The sequence below is a fragment of the Lysinibacillus sp. FJAT-14745 genome (assembly GCF_001275675.1).
Taxonomy (GTDB): Bacteria; Bacillota; Bacilli; order Bacillales_A; family Planococcaceae; genus Lysinibacillus.
Genome location: NZ_LITM01000005.1, coordinates 324,608 through 340,785, shown reverse-complemented (window position 1 = coordinate 340,785; position 16,178 = coordinate 324,608). Strand labels below are relative to the sequence as shown.

Here is a 16,178-nt window from a genome sequence, read left to right as displayed (position 1 = left end):
TACCGAGGCATAATTAATCTTGAATGCGTAATGAATGATACAGAGTCGAGTTACCGTGGGAGGAAAAAGAAATGTTAGAATTTGATACAAGTGTTGATCAACTTGCAGTAATAAAAGTCATTGGTGTTGGTGGCGGCGGTAACAACGCTGTCAATCGAATGATAGAACATGGTGTACAAGGTGTTGACTTTATCGCAGTAAACACAGATGCACAGGCGTTAAATTTATCGAAAGCAGAAATAAAGCTACAAATTGGTACAAAACTTACACGTGGATTAGGTGCAGGTGCAAATCCTGAAGTAGGGAAAAAAGCTGCAGAAGAGAGCCGCGAACAATTAGAAGAAGTTCTACGTGGTGCAGATATGGTATTCGTTACAGCTGGAATGGGCGGAGGAACTGGTACTGGTGCCGCGCCAGTTATCGCGCAAATTGCTCGCGATTTAGGAGCTCTTACAGTCGGTGTTGTAACGCGTCCATTTACGTTTGAGGGTCGCAAACGACAAACACAAGCTATCGGTGGTATTGGTGGCATGAAGGAGTCTGTTGATACTTTAATCGTCATTCCAAACGACAAGCTATTACAAATTGTCGATAAATCTACGCCAATGCTAGAGGCATTCCGTGAAGCAGATAATGTTTTACGACAAGGTGTACAAGGTATTTCAGATTTAATTGCAACGCCAGGTCTTATAAACTTAGACTTTGCAGATGTAAAAACAATTATGTCTAACAAAGGTTCAGCGTTAATGGGTATTGGTATTGCTACAGGCGAAAACCGTGCTGCAGAAGCTGCTAAGAAAGCTATTTCAAGTCCTTTACTTGAATCATCAATTGATGGTGCTAAAGGTGTCCTTATGAATATTACAGGAGGCTCGAATCTTAGCTTGTTTGAAGTACAAGAGGCTGCAGATATCGTAGCTTCAGCATCAGATGAAGAAGTAAATATGATTTTCGGTTCTGTTATTAACGAAAATCTAAAGGATGAAATAATTGTGACAGTAATTGCGACTGGTTTCTCAGAGGAAGCTCTACAGCAACAGCGTAATACTACACGACCGACGTTAAATACAAATAGACAAGCTGTACAGCAACAGCAAGCTCCGATTCGTGAGCAACGTCAAGATGTGCACGTACAGCAAGAGCAACCACGTCAAAATCAACAAAATTATGCGCAGGATGACATGCTTGAGGTACCAGCATTTTTACGTAACCGTAAAAATCGCGGATAAATCAGCATCCGAACTTCTATAAAGCTCGTATTTTACATTATGTGAAATACGAGCTTTTTCTATTGGTGATATGTCAGACTGTCCTATTAAATAAAGTATGGCTTTTCTGCAAAACGAGGGGTTGATTTCCGTTCCGACTGAGCGCTTTCCTGGGGGCGTCCGATGAGCCGCTTCGCTTCGCTGCAGGGTCTCATCTGTGACGCTGATCCCCAAGGAGTCGCTCAGTCTCCACTCCAATCAACCAATTCACATGACATACCTTTTAACAAAATGACATCCAACTTTTTAGTTTTATCGAAACATTTTCAGGAATTATCACCCAACTTTTTAAATTTATCGATAAACTTTCACGTTTTATCTCCCAACTTTTAATTTTTATCAACACTCACCTTCAAAAGAGCAAAAAAGGATTCACATCCCCATTTAAAGCGCTACAACATTCATAAAAATTTCCTTGACTATTTTCAGAGTCTAAAAAATTAATTATGTTCAAATGTGTAAGGAAAGGATGTATTTTGTCAAAACATTTTAATGAATTGATGCGATTGTTTGACAATATTTGTGGGTGTAACATGCTAACTTTGTAAGTAGGAGGCGGCTGTTATGTATGGAGAATGGCTGGTGCTCATTAATACACTTTTTAATCTAGCGATACTCAAGTTTACGGCAAAAGTAACAGGGGTTTTTGTAAAGAACACGAAATTATTAATGAGTTCTATTTGTAGTAGTTTTGTAGCTGTAATCGGTGGTCAAATGCTGTTGACGACGGTACTGAGCTTTATCTTACTAATCGGGATAGCTTTTCGCTTCAAGACTCGAAGCTTTCAAAAACAAGGACCGATCGTTTTAACAGCAACAATCATTATTGGTGGATTATTAACAGCATTACAACCGTATTTAAAGAATCTATCTGTTGTCCATTTTATCATCATTTGCCTACTATTAGCTGTTGGTAATCTTGTTGCTTTTTATAAGCAATGGGGGTTTGTAAAGCTTGAGCGGTTGAGTGGTCAGTTTGTGTTTGCTACGACGTTAAAAGTCTTTGATGTCAAGATACCACTCTCTGCATTTGTAGATACGGGGAATCAAGCGATTGAGCCACTATCAGGAAAACCTGTTCACTTTGTCTCTTATGCAGCATTACGCCCACATTTACCTGCAGCATTTTGCAAATCTTTGTTAGAATGGCAAGAAACTGATCCGTATAACGTATCCATGTTTTCAGAAGATTATCAGCGTTATATTCGATTTATTCATGTCAATACAGTGCAACAGCAATCGGTTGTACTAGGTTTCCGCTTTGATGAGTGGCATATACAGCGGGAGCACTCACAAGTGAAAACGAATGAATATATCGTGTTAACAAAAAAGGCTAAAAATTTTCCACATAGCACAGCAGCAATTTTACATTTTTCAGCGCTTTCAAATAACTCATAGAGGGGGAGAACTATTGCTTCTTAGGCTACTTGCTAGCTTGAAAAAATTTTGGAGTAAGTTTCGGAGTCGTGAAACGTACTATATAGGGGGAAATGATTCATTGCCAGTGCCACTAAGTCGAGAAGAAGAAGTTACAGTCATTGCATCCTTTATGAATGGTGATTTACGAGCTAGAGATACACTAATTGAACGTAATTTACGTCTTGTTGTTTATATTGCTAGACGTTTTGATAATACGGGAACGCCGATTGAGGATTTAATAAGTATTGGCTCTATCGGTTTAATTAAGGCGATCGAAACGTTCAATACTGATAAAAATATTAAACTTGCCACATACGCATCACGTTGTATTGAAAATGAGATTTTGATGCATTTACGTAAAACAAGTCGCATGAAGGGTGAAGTTTCATTAGATGAACCATTAAACTCCGATGCTGATGGAAACGAGTTGTTATTGTCTGATATTTTAGGAACAGAAGAGCATATTATTTTAGACAATGTAGAGAAGAAAATTGAGCGTCAACATATGTTTCATGCCATTAATTTACTAGGTGCGCGTGAACGATATATTATGGAATGTCGTTTTGGTCTCAATGGGAAAATTGAAATGACTCAAAAAGAAGTTGCTGATCATTTAGGTATTTCCCAATCATATATTTCCCGATTAGAGAAGAAAATTATTCAAGATTTACGTGAAAATCTGAATCAGCCAATATCTTAGAGAGGGAAATTTACCCTACCTAAAATTGGTCGTATCTTTTGTGCATATTCTCGTTTCTCTCGGACAAACTGATGTAACGGTTTAGTCAGAGAATAACATCCGGAGGAATCGAATATGCGAACTAAAGTAGATCTTTGCGGCTTAGATACATCGACTTTGCCAATTTTAAAGCACGAGGAAATGAAGGAATTATTCATTCGTTTACAAGCTGGAGAAACTGAGATTAGAGAAGAGCTTGTTATGTGCAATTTAAGGTTAGTGCTTAGTATTGTCGGTAGATTTGCCTACAGGGGTGAGCAGGCAGATGATTTATTTCAGGTAGGCTGTATTGGCCTCATGAAAGCCATTGATCATTTTGATTTGAAGCATAATGTACGATTTTCAACATACGCTGTACCGATGATCATTGGTGAAATTCGTCGCCATCTGCGTGATCATCATGCATTACGTGTTTCTCGTTCTCTAAGAGATATTGCGTATAAGGCGATGCAGGCAAAAGAGCAATGGATAACCGATAATTTACGAGAACCAACGATTGAAGAAATTGCTGAAATGATTGACATGAAAAAGGAAGATGTTTTATTTGCTTTAGATGCCATTCAAGACCCAGTTTCCTTACAAGAGCCCATTTATTCAGATGGTGGAGACGCTGTTTATATGATGGACCAATTACGTGATGATGATGTATCAGAAGATCAATGGGTTGCCTACGTGTCAGTAAAGGAAAGTTTGCAAAAGTTAGATGATCGTCAACAAATGATTGTTGCAAAGCGTTTTTATTACGGTGAGACACAAACAGAAATTGCAAAAGAGTTGGGGATTTCTCAAGCGCAAATTTCTCGTCTAGAAAAAAATGCAATAGAAACAATGCAGAAAGATTATAAGTAAAAAACAATGCGCATCCGAATGCTGGGTGCGCATTTTATTTATTTCAATGAAATTAAAATGTCATATAAGATTAAGGTTGCTCTTCGGCAAAACGAGGGGTGATTTCCGTTCCGACTGGGCGCTTTGTTGCTGCCGCTACGTTAGCACTACGCTTTCGCACAGAAAACATTCGCTTCGCTGCAGGGTCTCGGGCCAATACGAAATTGGTCACGAAGGCGTTATCACAGGACGTGATGGTTTTAGCCTTCGTTCCTCTATCGCTAATCCCCAAGGAGTCGCCCAGTCTCCACTCCAATCAACCAATTCATATAGCATGTATGTTCTTCCAATCGCTATAATTTAAGTGATAAAACGTCTTTAGCAAAAGGGTTTTGTCTATGCGACAGCAACAAATTTTTCTGTGCGAAGGCGAAGTGTTAACTTAAGGTTTGTTGTAATATCGTCCACTATTGGAATTCTACGCCATTGCTGATTGGAGTGGAAGGCTACTCGACGCTCGCCCACAGGAAAGCGAGTAGCCTGGAACGGAAATCACCCCTTCGTTTTGCCAAAGAGAGATTCCTTAATCATTTCATTTTCATTTAAACAACAATAAACACATAAATATAAAGAGAAAACATAGTTTGTTGAGATAAAACGATGTTGAGAGTAATTGATTTAGGGAGGGATAAAATGCGTTTCTCAATGTTACAACAAAAAGAAGTTATTGAAGCAGGCAATGGACGCTTTTTAGGATTTGTGGTAGATGCAGAGGTATCCAAAGAAACAGGCTATGTAACGGCTTTTATGATTGCAGAGCCCCGTAAATATCTTGGCTTTTTTCGCGGGGAAGAATCTGTTAGGAAAGTGTATATGAAAGATGTACTTGTAGTTGGCAAAGATGTCATTTTAGTGAAAGCATTATCCTAAAGAGCAAAATTTCTATGCGTATTAGAAATTAAGCACCTTTAAAGCGTTGGTAAAGTAAAATGTACTTTCACATAGGTCAGGCTATTCATTGATAATTCAAGCATTGCTTGTTACAATAAAAGAAACTATTGTTGTAAAGTTGGGAAAAAAAGTGATAAAAATCTTAACAAATTTGAAGAAAATTAATGAACTTATACAAGCAGCAAAAAAACGTACAAATCGTGAAGCAGAGAAAGTCCAAATTATTGCAGTGACAAAAGAAGTTTCAGTAGAAAGAACACAAGAAGCAATTGATGCGGGGCTAATTCATTTAGGAGAGAACCGTCCTGAAGGCTTAAATCGTAAAATTGAGGCGATTCAAGCTGATGTACATTGGCATTATATCGGATCTTTACAAACACGGAAGGTCAAACAAGTTATTAACAGTATTGATTATTTACATGCATTAGATCGTTTGAGTTTAGCGCAAGAAATTGAAAAAAGAGCAGACAAACCTGTCAAATGTTTTGTACAAGTTAATGTATCAGGTGAAGAAGCAAAACATGGTTTATCGATTGAAGAAGTTCTGCCTTTTATTGAATCATTAAAGGATTTTACAAAAATTCAAGTTGTTGGTTTAATGACAATGGCACCAAACACAGATGAGGATACAATTATTCGCTCTGTTTTTAAGCAATTAAAACAATGTCAACAGCAAATAGCCGAGCAAGGATTCGCACACGCACCTTGTACCGAGTTATCAATGGGCATGTCTAATGACTTTGAAATTGCGGTAGAAGAAGGGGCTACATTTGTTCGAGTTGGAACGGCTCTTGTTGGAAATGAAAGAAGGGAACAGGATGAGCATGAAAAATAAAATTAAAAATTTCTTTTATCTAGAGGAAGAACTAGAAGAAGAAATTACGCAAGCTCCTATTCAGCAGCAACAACCCGTTCAACAACAGCAACAGATTCAATCAGTGAAGCCTAAAAAAGTCATGAAGGAGCGTAAGGCACCGGTTCAGGAAATTTTTCCGCAGAGTTCAACACCTACAAACAACATTGTAAGTTTACAGGCAGCAATGAATTCTAAAGGCGCAAAAGTTGTATTAGTTGAACCTAGAGTTTATGCCGAAGCTCAGGACATTGCTGAACACTTAAAAAATAAGCGTGCAACGATCGTCAATTTACAACGTATTGAGCGAGAGCAAGGTGTACGGATTATTGATTTTTTAAGTGGCACAGTTTATGCACTTGGCGGTGATATTCAAAGAATCGGTAAAGACATTTTCCTATGCACACCTGATAATGTAGAAGTGTCTGGCGAAATTTCAAATTTTATTTTAGACGATAATTAATAGCGAGGATTGTAGTTTATATGACTTTTTATTTAATCTTGAAGTATGTGTCAATAGCATTTTATGTCTATTCACTAATGTTAGTCGCATATGTTTTAATGTCTTGGGTGCCAGCTATTCAAAACTCATCAATTGGACGTTTATTAGCAAAAGTATGCGAACCTTATCTTGCCATCTTTAGAAAATTCATTCCGCCAATTGGCATGATTGATATTTCACCTATCGTAGCAATATTTCTTCTTAATTATATTCAAAAAGGGCTTTTTATTGTTATTTTAAAAATATACGATATGTTTGCTTAAAAGAAATCCTCACGAACGGTGGGGATTTTTTATTTATGGGGAATAATAAATTTAACAAGAACCGTTGCAATTTAGTGATGATTCCCTAGAATTCATAAGTGTGAGTAGGAAACGGTGTTTTGGCAATCTAAAGCAAATTCAACTGAAATTAAGGATCGATACTAAAATCTGTTCTTGAATAAAAATGAAGGTATCTCGAAGTATGAGCGATGAGGACGCTTTGACCTCACCCGCGAGCGTCTTCCGGAGTATAATGTGTAATCATGTACATATTTTAGTGAAGATTTAAAAGTTGGGATGACAACATTTGTTAAAACATATGTGAAATGCATATATGTTGATTGGAGTGGAGGCTGGGCGACTCCTCGGGGATCAACGAATAGAGGAACGAAGGCTAAAATCATCACATCCTGTGATAACGCCTTCGTGACCAACATCGGTGCTGCTGACGCTGCGTTAGCACTACGCTTTCGCGCAAAAAACATCTGTTGGCCCGAGACCCTGCAGCGAAGCGGCTCATCGAACGCCCCCAGGAAGCTCTGCTCTGCGCGAAAGCGAAGCGTCAGCGGCAAATGTTTTCTGTAGCGAAAGCAAAGCGGCAGCTACAAAGCGCCCAGCCGGAACGGAAATCAACCCCACGTTATGATTATGAGTATTTTTTGAATCCTTAAAATACCAATGAAATTGAACCAGTAAAAGAGAGATAATAGAGGTGAAGTTATATGGAGCATTTAATACAGCATTTTAGGAAAGATGAACAGCCTTTTATTGAACAGGTTGTGGGCTGGCAGCATGAGGTAGAGGATCGTTATGCTCCAAAGCTTACTGATTTTCTAGACCCTCGACAGCGCTTTATTGTTGCATCGATAATTGGACAGTATGACATTTTAAAAATAGCTAGTGCTGGGCTCTTTGAGGATGCAGAAAGACAACGCATGCTTATTTATCCTACTTATTATGAGCCTATGGAGGAAGATTTTCAGCTTACAGTATTTACAATTCAATATCCTGTGAAATTTGTCCAACTACGACATCCAGATGTTCTTGGAGCTTTATTATCTTTAGGATTGGATCGTGGTAAATTCGGTGATATTCGTGTAAATGACCATCTAGTACAATTTGTAGTAGCGAATGAGGTAGCGGAATATGTACGCTTACATTTAACAGGCATCGGCAAAGTAAAGGTACATGTAGAATCGATTAAAGAGACGGAGCAATTGCTTCAAAACGAGGAAGAGTGGCTAGAAGAGTCTCATACTGTTTCTTCTATGCGTTTAGATGTTATTATCTCCACTGTTTTAAAAATTTCTCGCCAGAAGGCACAAGCATTAATTACAGGTAAAAAGGTACGTATCAATTGGACTGAACGGGATACAGTTGCTTTTGAATTACAAGAAGGAGATATTTTATCTGTGCGCGGTAGCGGTCGAATAAAAATTATGATGACTGAAGGCCGTACAAAAAAAGATAAAATTCGTTTACAAATCGGTCGATTGACTCAAAAAAGCTGAAAATCAAGTGAATTTCATTAATTTTTACTGCTAAGTTGTTGGAACAATTGTATAATAGAAAGTACGAATGTACATGTAAAGGAGAGAAGGATCGTATGCCGTTATCACCTATTGATATACATAATAAGGAATTTACTAAATCCTTCAGAGGTTATGCTGAAGATGAAGTAAATGAATTTTTAGATCAAATTATTAAAGACTATGAAATTTTGTTACGTGAAAAAAAGGAAGTAGACAGACAATTAGAAATTTCTTTAGAACAAGCAAGACATTTTAACTCATTAGAGGAAACGTTACAAAAATCAATTGTTGTTGCACAAGAGGCAGCTGACGAAGTGCGAAGAAATTCTCAAAAAGAGGCTAAACTCATTGTAAAGGAAGCAGAAAAAAATGCTGATCGTATTATCAATGAGGCTTTAACAAAAGCTCGAAAAGTAACAATTGAAATTGATGAGCTGAAAAAGCAATCAAAGGTATTCCGTAATCGTTTTAAAATGCTTGTAGAGGCACAGCTGGATTTACTAAATGCAGATGATTGGGACCATTTGCTACAATATGATATTGACCTTACTGAAATTCAAACATCTGTTGAAGAAGCACAGGAAGCCGATCAAGTTTAATCGCTATTATTAGCATTTGAACGCAATAAGTGAAGCTTGACGTGATTGTTTGATTTTCATATACTATGGTAATAGTAATTATTTTGAACACATATGCAAACAGGCAGAGACGAAGACAGTATTTGTTAGGCGTAGTTAAGCGATTTGGGGATAGTGTGAGCCCAAACAAGCAAATAACAATGAACATCACTTCGGAGCTAAATAACTGAATGAAGTAAGTTATTTCGTGAGGCACAACGTTAACGTGCTTTAAGTGGTAGTACAATATTGTGCTACAATTAGGGTGGTACCGCGAGTATAAGCTTCTCGTCCCTTTGTGGGATTGAGAGGCTTTTTGTATGTTCAAATGGCGGAAGGCTTCCATTTTTATTGGTGGAAAAATGCTATGTTTGAACTTATACTTACGTTGTTAAAATGTGGGTTCATCATCAAAAGTTATGGATGACTTTTGTTAAAACGTCTACTATGTAAATAAGTTGATTGGAGTGGAGGCTGGGCGACTCCTTGGGGATTAGCGATATAGCTGAACGAAGGCTAAAACCATCACGTCCTGTGATAACGCCTTCGTGACCAACATCCTGTTGGCCCGAGACCCTGGAGCGAGCATCGCGAGTGAAGCGGCTCATCGGACGCCCCCAGGAAGCTCTGCTCTGCGCGAAAGCGAAGCGTTAGCGGCAAAGCGCCCAGCCGGAACGGAAATCAACCACACGTTATAATGATGAGCCTAATAACTGTCGTATGTGAATGAGCGCCTATTTGCATATGTTCTTTGTTTGTAAAATAAAGGAGGAATTGAAAAAATGGTTGAGTACAAAGATACATTATTAATGCCAAAAACAGATTTCCCAATGCGTGGAAACTTACCGGCAAATGAACCGAAAATGCAAGAAAAATGGGATGAAATGGACATTAATAAATTACAAATGGAGCGTACAGAAGGACGCCCTGAGTATGTGTTACACGATGGACCTCCATATGCAAATGGTGATATCCATATCGGACATGCTTTAAATAAAGTGCTGAAAGATATGATTACGCGTCATCGCTCAATGACTGGCTACCATGTAAACTATATTCCAGGCTGGGATACACATGGTTTACCAATTGAGCAAGCACTTACAAACAAAGGTGTAAAGCGCAAAGAAATGTCTGTTGCTGAATTCCGTAAATTATGTGAAGAGTATGCTTACGAGCAAATCGACAACCAACGTACACAATTCCGCCGTTTAGGTGTTCGTGGTGATTGGGAAAATCCATATATTACATTAAAGCCTGAATTTGAAGCTCGTCAAATTGAAGTTTTCGGAAAGATGGCTGAAAAAGGCTATATTTATAAAGGTTTAAAACCAGTTTACTGGTCTCCATCATCTGAATCTGCACTTGCAGAAGCAGAAATTGAATATAAAGACGTTAAATCGGCTTCTATTTATGTAAGCTTTGCGATTAAAGATTCTAAAGGCGTTGTACCAACTGATGCTAAATTTATCATTTGGACAACAACACCTTGGACAATTCCAGCGAACTTAGGGATTTCTGTAAACCCTGAATTTATCTATGTAGTTGTTGCGGTTGCAGATAAAAAATTCATCGTTGCAAAAGAATTATTAGAAACAGTTGCTAACGAACTTGAGTGGGAATCGTATGAAGTAGTTCAAGAAGTTAAAGGTGAAGCTTTAGATCGAATTGTTGCACAGCATCCATTCTATGATCGTGAATCTCTTGTGATGGTTGGAGAGCACGTAACTGCTGAAGCGGGTACTGGTTGTGTTCATACAGCACCGGGACACGGGGAAGATGACTATCATATTAGTAAGCAATATGGTCTACCAATTCTTAGCCCTGTTGATAATAGCGGTTGCTATACAGATGAAGCACCTGGTTTTGAAGGTGTATTCTACAATGATGCAAACAAATTAATCACAGAAAAATTAAAAGAAGTCGGTGCGTTAGAAAAGCTTAACTTCTTTACACACTCCTATCCACATGACTGGCGTACGAAAAAACCAGTTATTTATCGTGCAACACCACAATGGTTTGCGTCAATAGATGCATTCCGTGATGAGTTACTAGACGCAGTAAAATCAACGACATTTACACCTGCTTGGGGTGAAACTCGTCTTTATAATATGATTCGTGACCGTGGAGACTGGGTAATTTCACGTCAGCGCGCATGGGGTGTTCCAATTCCAATTTTCTATGCTGAAAATGGTGAGCCAATTATTACACCAGAAACAATTGCCCATATCTCAGCATTATTCCGTGAGCATGGATCAAATATTTGGTTCCAAAAAACAGCAAAAGAATTATTACCTGAAGGCTTCACACATGCGGGTAGCCCGAACGGTGAATTTACAAAAGAAAACGATATTATGGACGTTTGGTTTGACTCAGGTTCTTCTCACCAAGGTGTGCTAGTAGAACGTGGTATGAAATATCCAGCTGATTTATATTTAGAGGGTTCTGACCAACACCGTGGATGGTTTAACTCATCATTAATTACTTCTGTAGCTATTAATGGCTATGCACCATATAAGGGACTATTAACACATGGTTTCGTGCTAGATGGTGAAGGTCGTAAGATGAGTAAATCTTTAGGGAATGTAATTATCCCGAAAAAGGTTATGGATCAATACGGAGCAGATATTCTTCGTCTATGGGTTGCTTCTGTAGATTATACAGCCGACGTTCGTATCTCAATGGATATGTTAAAACAAGTATCTGAGGTTTATCGAAAAATCCGTAACACATTCCGTTTCTTACACGGAAATGTAGCTGATTTCGATGCAACGAAAGATCGAGTAGCATATGAAGATCTTCGTGAAATGGATCAGTACGTTTATATGCGTCTACAAGATGTTTTAAAAACTGTAAGTGCTGCATATGATCGCTATGATTTCGCAGCTGTTTATCATGCAGTGAATAACTTTGTTGCAGTAGAATTATCTTCATTCTATTTAGATATTGCAAAAGATGTTGTGTACATCGAAGGCCATGACAACAAAAATCGCCGTGCGATGCAAACAGTTATTTATGACACATTAATGACATTAGTAAAAGTAATGTCACCTATTATCCCTCATACAAGTGACGAGATGTGGTCTTACTTACATGCTCAAGGTGTTGTAGAAGAGGTATCTGTCCAATTAACAGACTTCCCAGAGGTATTTGAACATGAAAACTTCGAAAGTCTACGTGCAAAATGGGTGAATATTATTGATGTTCGTGACGATATTTTAAAAGCATTAGAGGAAGCTCGTAATGCAAAAACAATTGGTAAATCACTTGAAGCGAAAGTAACAGTTTATGCGAAAGAAGATGTGGCAGCATTATTAAATGATGCAAACATTGATTTTGCACAGCTTTCAATCGTTTCTGCCTTTGAAGTAGCATCAATTGAAGCTGCACCTGCAGATGCATTAGCTCTAGAACATGCATCGATTGTTGTAGAAAAGGCGACAGGTGAAAAATGTGAACGTTGCTGGTCTATTTCTGAAACAGTCGGCTCAAATGAAGCACAACCAACAGTGTGTGCGCGTTGTGCAGAAGTTGTAGAAAAGTATTACGTTTAAGTTCTTTTAGCGGGTGTCCAAACATCCGCTGAAATAGCGGAACTCAGTCTACGATCGCCACGTCCTGTGGCAACGACTGAGTGACCAACATCGTGTTGGCCCAAAGCCTCCGGTGGATAAAAACAAACAGTAATGCAAACTAAAAATAAGAATCTGCATTCTATGTAATTAATAACGCAAGTCTCCTTAATGATGGGGGGCTTGCGTTGTTTACTTTGTCATTGAGGTCTAGCAGATTCTTTTTTGTAATGGAGTGACTTGAATGCTTCATTTACGTGTTATGAACTATTTAAATAATATTTCTTGTGTATTGCGGTAGTCTGTTGGAGAAATACCGACATATTTTTTAAACGTAAGGCTGAAATAATTAGGTGTGTTAAAGCCACAGATGAAGGAGATTTTATCAATGGTGTAATCGTATTTTCGTAAATACGGCAGTGATTTGATGATACGTGTAAAGGCTACATAATCCACAAAATTGCGACCAGTCTCTTTTTTAAACAATCTGCTAAAATGAGTAGCACTAAAGTTGATATATTTGGCAACATCACTGATCGTAAGTTGTTCATCATAGTGTTCCTCGATATATTGGATCGCCTTTTGGAGCTGTTCTTGCTTTGTTAAATCTTCATAAAATCGTATATGAATACTATGAACGGGCGGTTTCCTCCGTGCCTTTCGAGCTTGACTATAGGATTCCTTGACTTGCATGGCGTCCTGAAAAACTCCACCAATTCCCATAAAAAGATGGATGCAATAATCCTTTTTTAACACTTCAATAACCTCAAGTAAACAAGCTAGCCCCTCAGACCAATGCTTAAATGATGTGTATTCATTAGGCATGCGCATAAGCAACAGTAAATAACGTTCAAAATGTAAAAAGGATAGAGGTGCTTTATTAGCAAAGTTTTGGTGAAACACATTTGTGATAACACTACTTGCATCATAAGGGATAGGTCGACCTTCATTCACATCTACATAGCCCTGGATTAAAAACACGATATTTGGGATACAATGCCTCGATAAAAAAGAGGATGACTGGATTATTTCCTGCTCACTTTCAACCTCTCCTCGTAGAAGTCGTTTTAAAAAAGCTTCGCGGAAAGGTGAAGTATGGTCTTGCGGAATTTGCTGTGATAGCTCAAGCATTGTAAGAGTACTTGCCTGTTTTTCTTTGTAGGACGTATAAAGCTTTTTAACAACTCGTAGAAATTTTGCTTTCTGTAATGGTTTTATAAGAAGTGCGGGCAAACTTAGTTCAATTGCTATCCCAGTTGAGTAGGTAAGGTGTTCTGCAACAATAGGGATAATTATATTATTGGGATAATTTCTTTTTAACCGATTTATCTTTACCCAGTCAAATAAACGGTTGATTTCATAGACAATGATGGCGGAAATTTCTGTTTTGGGTTCTTCACAGTTAATAAAGGTATTAGGTAGAAATTCTTCTAGCCAGTAGTCCATTTGTTGTTTTTCATTTGGATTTTCAATGTACCAAACAAAATTTAAAATGCTAACATCTCCCTTCTATTGTAAATGAAAAACAATAAAAACATTTTAACTTAAAATAGCAATTTTTTGTACTAATACAGCAATATTTTGTAACTATATTATAGATTAAATAGAATAGAATAATTGTAGTGAATAATAATTTGAAATTTCAGACAATTATTCACTTATATAGAAAGGGGGAGCTGAAATATGGCAGAAGTAGGAAGTCATGAATATGAATACGTGGAAGCTGGAACTGTAGATGTGAAGGACCTTCCACCACTAGATGCAATTACTAACAAAATTATGAAAGATGAGTTTACTACAGGTTTTAGCTTAACGGTATTTTATTTCATTTTAATTTTTAGCATTCCAGTTATGAACTGGTTCGCTCCAGAGCTTGCTTTTAAGAAAATTTTTGGTGGTATGACAGTTACATGGTTTGTGACAACCGTCGTTATGATGGTAATGGCCTTTATCATTGCGTATGTGCATACAGCATTGTACGAAAAACGCCTGAAGAAATACGAAATATTTAATAAGTAGTTTTAGCTAAGGGGGGTATGTGGAATGATAAAAACTCTATTAGAACCGAAGATGTTAATGACTATTGCTTTAATGGGAACAATTGTATACATTACGTATTTAACGAAAAGAAATGCAACGGCATCCGATTTCTTTGTTGGGGGACGAAGTTTTGGATGGTTTACAAATGGTTCTGCAATTGGAGGAGACTATTTAAGTGCAGCTACATTTCTTGGGATAGCTGGTTTAACTTTTCAATTAGGTTACGACGGTGCTTATTATGCATTTTGCTTCTCCATTGGATTAACGTTATTAGCTATTTTTGTGGCTGGTCCATTAAGACGTTTTGGAGCATTTACCGTTGCCGATTTTTTAGCCTATCGTTTTCATAGTAGACGAGCTCGGCTAGTAGCAGTAGCCGTGGTTTTAGCGATTTCTGGTTTTTATGCAGCGCCACAATTATTAGGGGCAGCACAAATTTTAAGTATGTTTTTTGGGACTTCATATGAATTCGGCATCATCTTTACTTGTATTGTAATGATTTTTTATGTAGGAATAGGCGGTATGAAAGGAACAACAATCAACCAAGCTTTAGAGCTGTGGATTCGCCTTGGAGCGTTTATTGTTATGTTGATTACTGCAATCTATGGTGGTTTGCATTACGATAAGATTTTAGCTGCCATTAATTCATTCAGTGGTCCGATTGCAGGAACTTCACCATATGCCTTAGATGGAAGTGATGTTAATTTTGATGGTGCTGCTTGGACAGGAACAGGCTTTTATTTCCCAACATTTTGGCAAACCATCAGTATGACAATAGGTTTAGCATTAGGTACAATTGGTCTGCCGCATATATTACTAAGATTTTATACGAATCCAAGTGCGAAGGCAGCTCGTAAATCAGCATTAATGGCGATTGGGATTGCCAGTACGTTTTTCTTATTAGCTGTATATTTAGGTGTTGTAGGTCGTTCTATTTTTATCTCGGGTACAGCAAGTGAGGAAGTAATGCGTGATCTAGTGCTTGGCGGAAACAATATGGTTATTCCTACAACAGCACTAGCACTAGGAGGTAAATGGCTACTTGGGCTAGTCATAGCAGGTGCATTTGCAGCCATATTCTCAAATTTATCAGGGTTATTTATTACAAGCTCGGGTGCATTAGCCCATGATTTATATGCAAGCATTATGAAAAAAGATATTACCGAAAAACAACGAGTGATTGCAGGAAAAGTAGCAATTGTTATATTAGGTATTTTATATGGAGTATTGGGCTTACTAGTAAAGGATGCATCCATTGGACATTTAGTCGCACTAGCCTTTACTGTTGCGGCGAGTACATTTACACCAATATTTATTTTAGGCATTTGGTGGAGAGGGATGACAGAAAAAGGAGCCATTGCAGGTTTACTCATTGGTCTTGGCGTATCTATGTGGATGATTTTCCTACCAGGAACACTACCAAGTTTCTTACAATTTAAAATCCCTGGCATAGTAACAGTACCAATAGGCTTCTTATCAGTTGTTATTGTGTCATTATTAGATCGAAAAGTACCAGCTGATGTCAATGATTTCATGAAGCGTGTACATTCGAAAGAGTCTGAAACAGCCTAAATTTATTCATCGGTATAACATTTAA

14 protein-coding genes and 1 other annotated feature are annotated in these 16,178 nt (G+C 37.9%); of the genes, 13 read left to right on the top strand and 1 reads right to left on the bottom strand.

Going from position 1 to position 16,178, the window contains the following annotated elements; genetic code table 11:
- The first annotated feature begins 71 nt into the window (after positions 1 to 71).
- The 11 genes from ftsZ to ileS all read left to right on the top strand — a co-directional run bounded on the left by ftsZ (position 72) and on the right by ileS (position 12,523).
- Complete coding sequence (ftsZ, locus tag AMS59_RS08950) at positions 72 to 1,229, top strand: cell division protein FtsZ (RefSeq protein ID WP_053483387.1); 1,158 nt, start codon at positions 72 to 74, stop codon at positions 1,227 to 1,229.
- A 603-nt stretch (positions 1,230 to 1,832) separates the two neighbouring features.
- Positions 1,833 to 2,666 carry a sigma-E processing peptidase SpoIIGA gene (locus tag AMS59_RS08945; RefSeq protein WP_053483386.1) on the top strand — a complete coding sequence of 278 codons (834 nt, stop codon included), beginning with the start codon at positions 1,833 to 1,835 and terminating at the stop codon, positions 2,664 to 2,666.
- A 13-nt stretch (positions 2,667 to 2,679) separates the two neighbouring features.
- Positions 2,680 to 3,387, top strand: coding sequence for an RNA polymerase sporulation sigma factor SigE (gene sigE, locus AMS59_RS08940; protein ID WP_049668349.1), 708 nt, complete (start codon positions 2,680 to 2,682; stop codon positions 3,385 to 3,387).
- Between the two features lie 114 nt (positions 3,388 to 3,501).
- Positions 3,502 to 4,275, top strand: coding sequence for an RNA polymerase sporulation sigma factor SigG (gene sigG / locus AMS59_RS08935; protein ID WP_049668350.1), 774 nt, complete (start codon positions 3,502 to 3,504; stop codon positions 4,273 to 4,275).
- Between the two features lie 672 nt (positions 4,276 to 4,947).
- Positions 4,948 to 5,184 (top strand): PRC-barrel domain-containing protein, encoded by a 237-nt coding sequence (locus tag AMS59_RS08925; RefSeq protein ID WP_049668351.1) that lies wholly within the window; start codon positions 4,948 to 4,950, stop codon positions 5,182 to 5,184.
- Positions 5,185 to 5,335: 151 nt separating this feature from the next.
- The gene (locus AMS59_RS08920) at positions 5,336 to 6,040 is read left to right on the top strand and encodes a YggS family pyridoxal phosphate-dependent enzyme (RefSeq protein ID WP_304438249.1); all 705 of its coding nucleotides are present in this window, start codon (positions 5,336 to 5,338) and stop codon (positions 6,038 to 6,040) included.
- A complete protein-coding gene (locus AMS59_RS08915) occupies positions 6,024 to 6,521 on the top strand; it encodes a cell division protein SepF (RefSeq protein ID WP_053483384.1) in 498 nt (165 codons plus the stop codon). Before AMS59_RS08920 ends, AMS59_RS08915 begins: the two co-directional genes overlap by 17 nt.
- 20 nt (positions 6,522 to 6,541) lie before the next feature.
- Positions 6,542 to 6,823 carry a YggT family protein gene (locus AMS59_RS08910; RefSeq protein ID WP_053483383.1) on the top strand — a complete coding sequence of 94 codons (282 nt, stop codon included), beginning with the start codon at positions 6,542 to 6,544 and terminating at the stop codon, positions 6,821 to 6,823.
- Between the two features lie 722 nt (positions 6,824 to 7,545).
- Entirely contained in the window at positions 7,546 to 8,334 is a 789-nt protein-coding gene (locus tag AMS59_RS08905; RefSeq protein WP_053483382.1) for an RNA-binding protein, read from the top strand.
- A 95-nt stretch (positions 8,335 to 8,429) separates the two neighbouring features.
- Complete coding sequence (locus AMS59_RS08900) at positions 8,430 to 8,954, top strand: DivIVA domain-containing protein (RefSeq protein ID WP_053483381.1); 525 nt, start codon at positions 8,430 to 8,432, stop codon at positions 8,952 to 8,954.
- Between the two features lie 97 nt (positions 8,955 to 9,051).
- Positions 9,052 to 9,271, top strand: a binding site (T-box leader).
- 483 nt (positions 9,272 to 9,754) lie between these two features.
- A complete protein-coding gene (ileS, locus tag AMS59_RS08895; RefSeq protein WP_053483380.1) occupies positions 9,755 to 12,523 on the top strand; it encodes an isoleucine--tRNA ligase in 2,769 nt (922 codons plus the stop codon).
- Positions 12,524 to 12,808: 285 nt separating this feature from the next.
- On the opposite strand, the gene AMS59_RS08890 is transcribed toward ileS, so the two are convergent.
- Positions 12,809 to 13,987: an AraC family transcriptional regulator gene (locus tag AMS59_RS08890; protein WP_234007716.1), complete on the bottom strand. Its 1,179-nt coding sequence runs from the start codon at positions 13,985 to 13,987 to the stop codon at positions 12,809 to 12,811.
- A gap of 237 nt (positions 13,988 to 14,224) precedes the next feature.
- On the opposite strand from AMS59_RS08890, the gene AMS59_RS08885 reads away from it, so the two are divergent.
- Together AMS59_RS08885 and AMS59_RS08880 are read left to right on the top strand one after the other, a co-directional pair.
- Positions 14,225 to 14,560: a hypothetical protein gene (locus AMS59_RS08885; protein WP_053483378.1), complete on the top strand. Its 336-nt coding sequence runs from the start codon at positions 14,225 to 14,227 to the stop codon at positions 14,558 to 14,560.
- 24 nt (positions 14,561 to 14,584) lie between these two features.
- A complete protein-coding gene (locus AMS59_RS08880; RefSeq protein WP_053483377.1) occupies positions 14,585 to 16,153 on the top strand; it encodes a cation acetate symporter in 1,569 nt (522 codons plus the stop codon).
- Positions 16,154 to 16,178: the final 25 nt, after the last annotated feature.

Coding starts and splice junctions, on each gene's coding strand:
- AMS59_RS08885 (WP_053483378.1), top strand. CDS start 14,225: ATGGCAGAAGTAGGAAGTCATGAATATGAATACGTGGAAGCTGGAACT.
- AMS59_RS08905 (WP_053483382.1), top strand. CDS start 7,546: ATGGAGCATTTAATACAGCATTTTAGGAAAGATGAACAGCCTTTTATT.
- AMS59_RS08900 (WP_053483381.1), top strand. CDS start 8,430: ATGCCGTTATCACCTATTGATATACATAATAAGGAATTTACTAAATCC.
- AMS59_RS08880 (WP_053483377.1), top strand. CDS start 14,585: ATGATAAAAACTCTATTAGAACCGAAGATGTTAATGACTATTGCTTTA.
- ftsZ (WP_053483387.1), top strand. CDS start 72: ATGTTAGAATTTGATACAAGTGTTGATCAACTTGCAGTAATAAAAGTC.
- ileS (WP_053483380.1), top strand. CDS start 9,755: ATGGTTGAGTACAAAGATACATTATTAATGCCAAAAACAGATTTCCCA.
- AMS59_RS08915 (WP_053483384.1), top strand. CDS start 6,024: ATGAGCATGAAAAATAAAATTAAAAATTTCTTTTATCTAGAGGAAGAA.
- sigG (WP_049668350.1), top strand. CDS start 3,502: ATGCGAACTAAAGTAGATCTTTGCGGCTTAGATACATCGACTTTGCCA.
- AMS59_RS08890 (WP_234007716.1), bottom strand. CDS start 13,987: ATGGACTACTGGCTAGAAGAATTTCTACCTAATACCTTTATTAACTGT.
- AMS59_RS08925 (WP_049668351.1), top strand. CDS start 4,948: ATGCGTTTCTCAATGTTACAACAAAAAGAAGTTATTGAAGCAGGCAAT.
- AMS59_RS08945 (WP_053483386.1), top strand. CDS start 1,833: ATGTATGGAGAATGGCTGGTGCTCATTAATACACTTTTTAATCTAGCG.
- AMS59_RS08910 (WP_053483383.1), top strand. CDS start 6,542: ATGACTTTTTATTTAATCTTGAAGTATGTGTCAATAGCATTTTATGTC.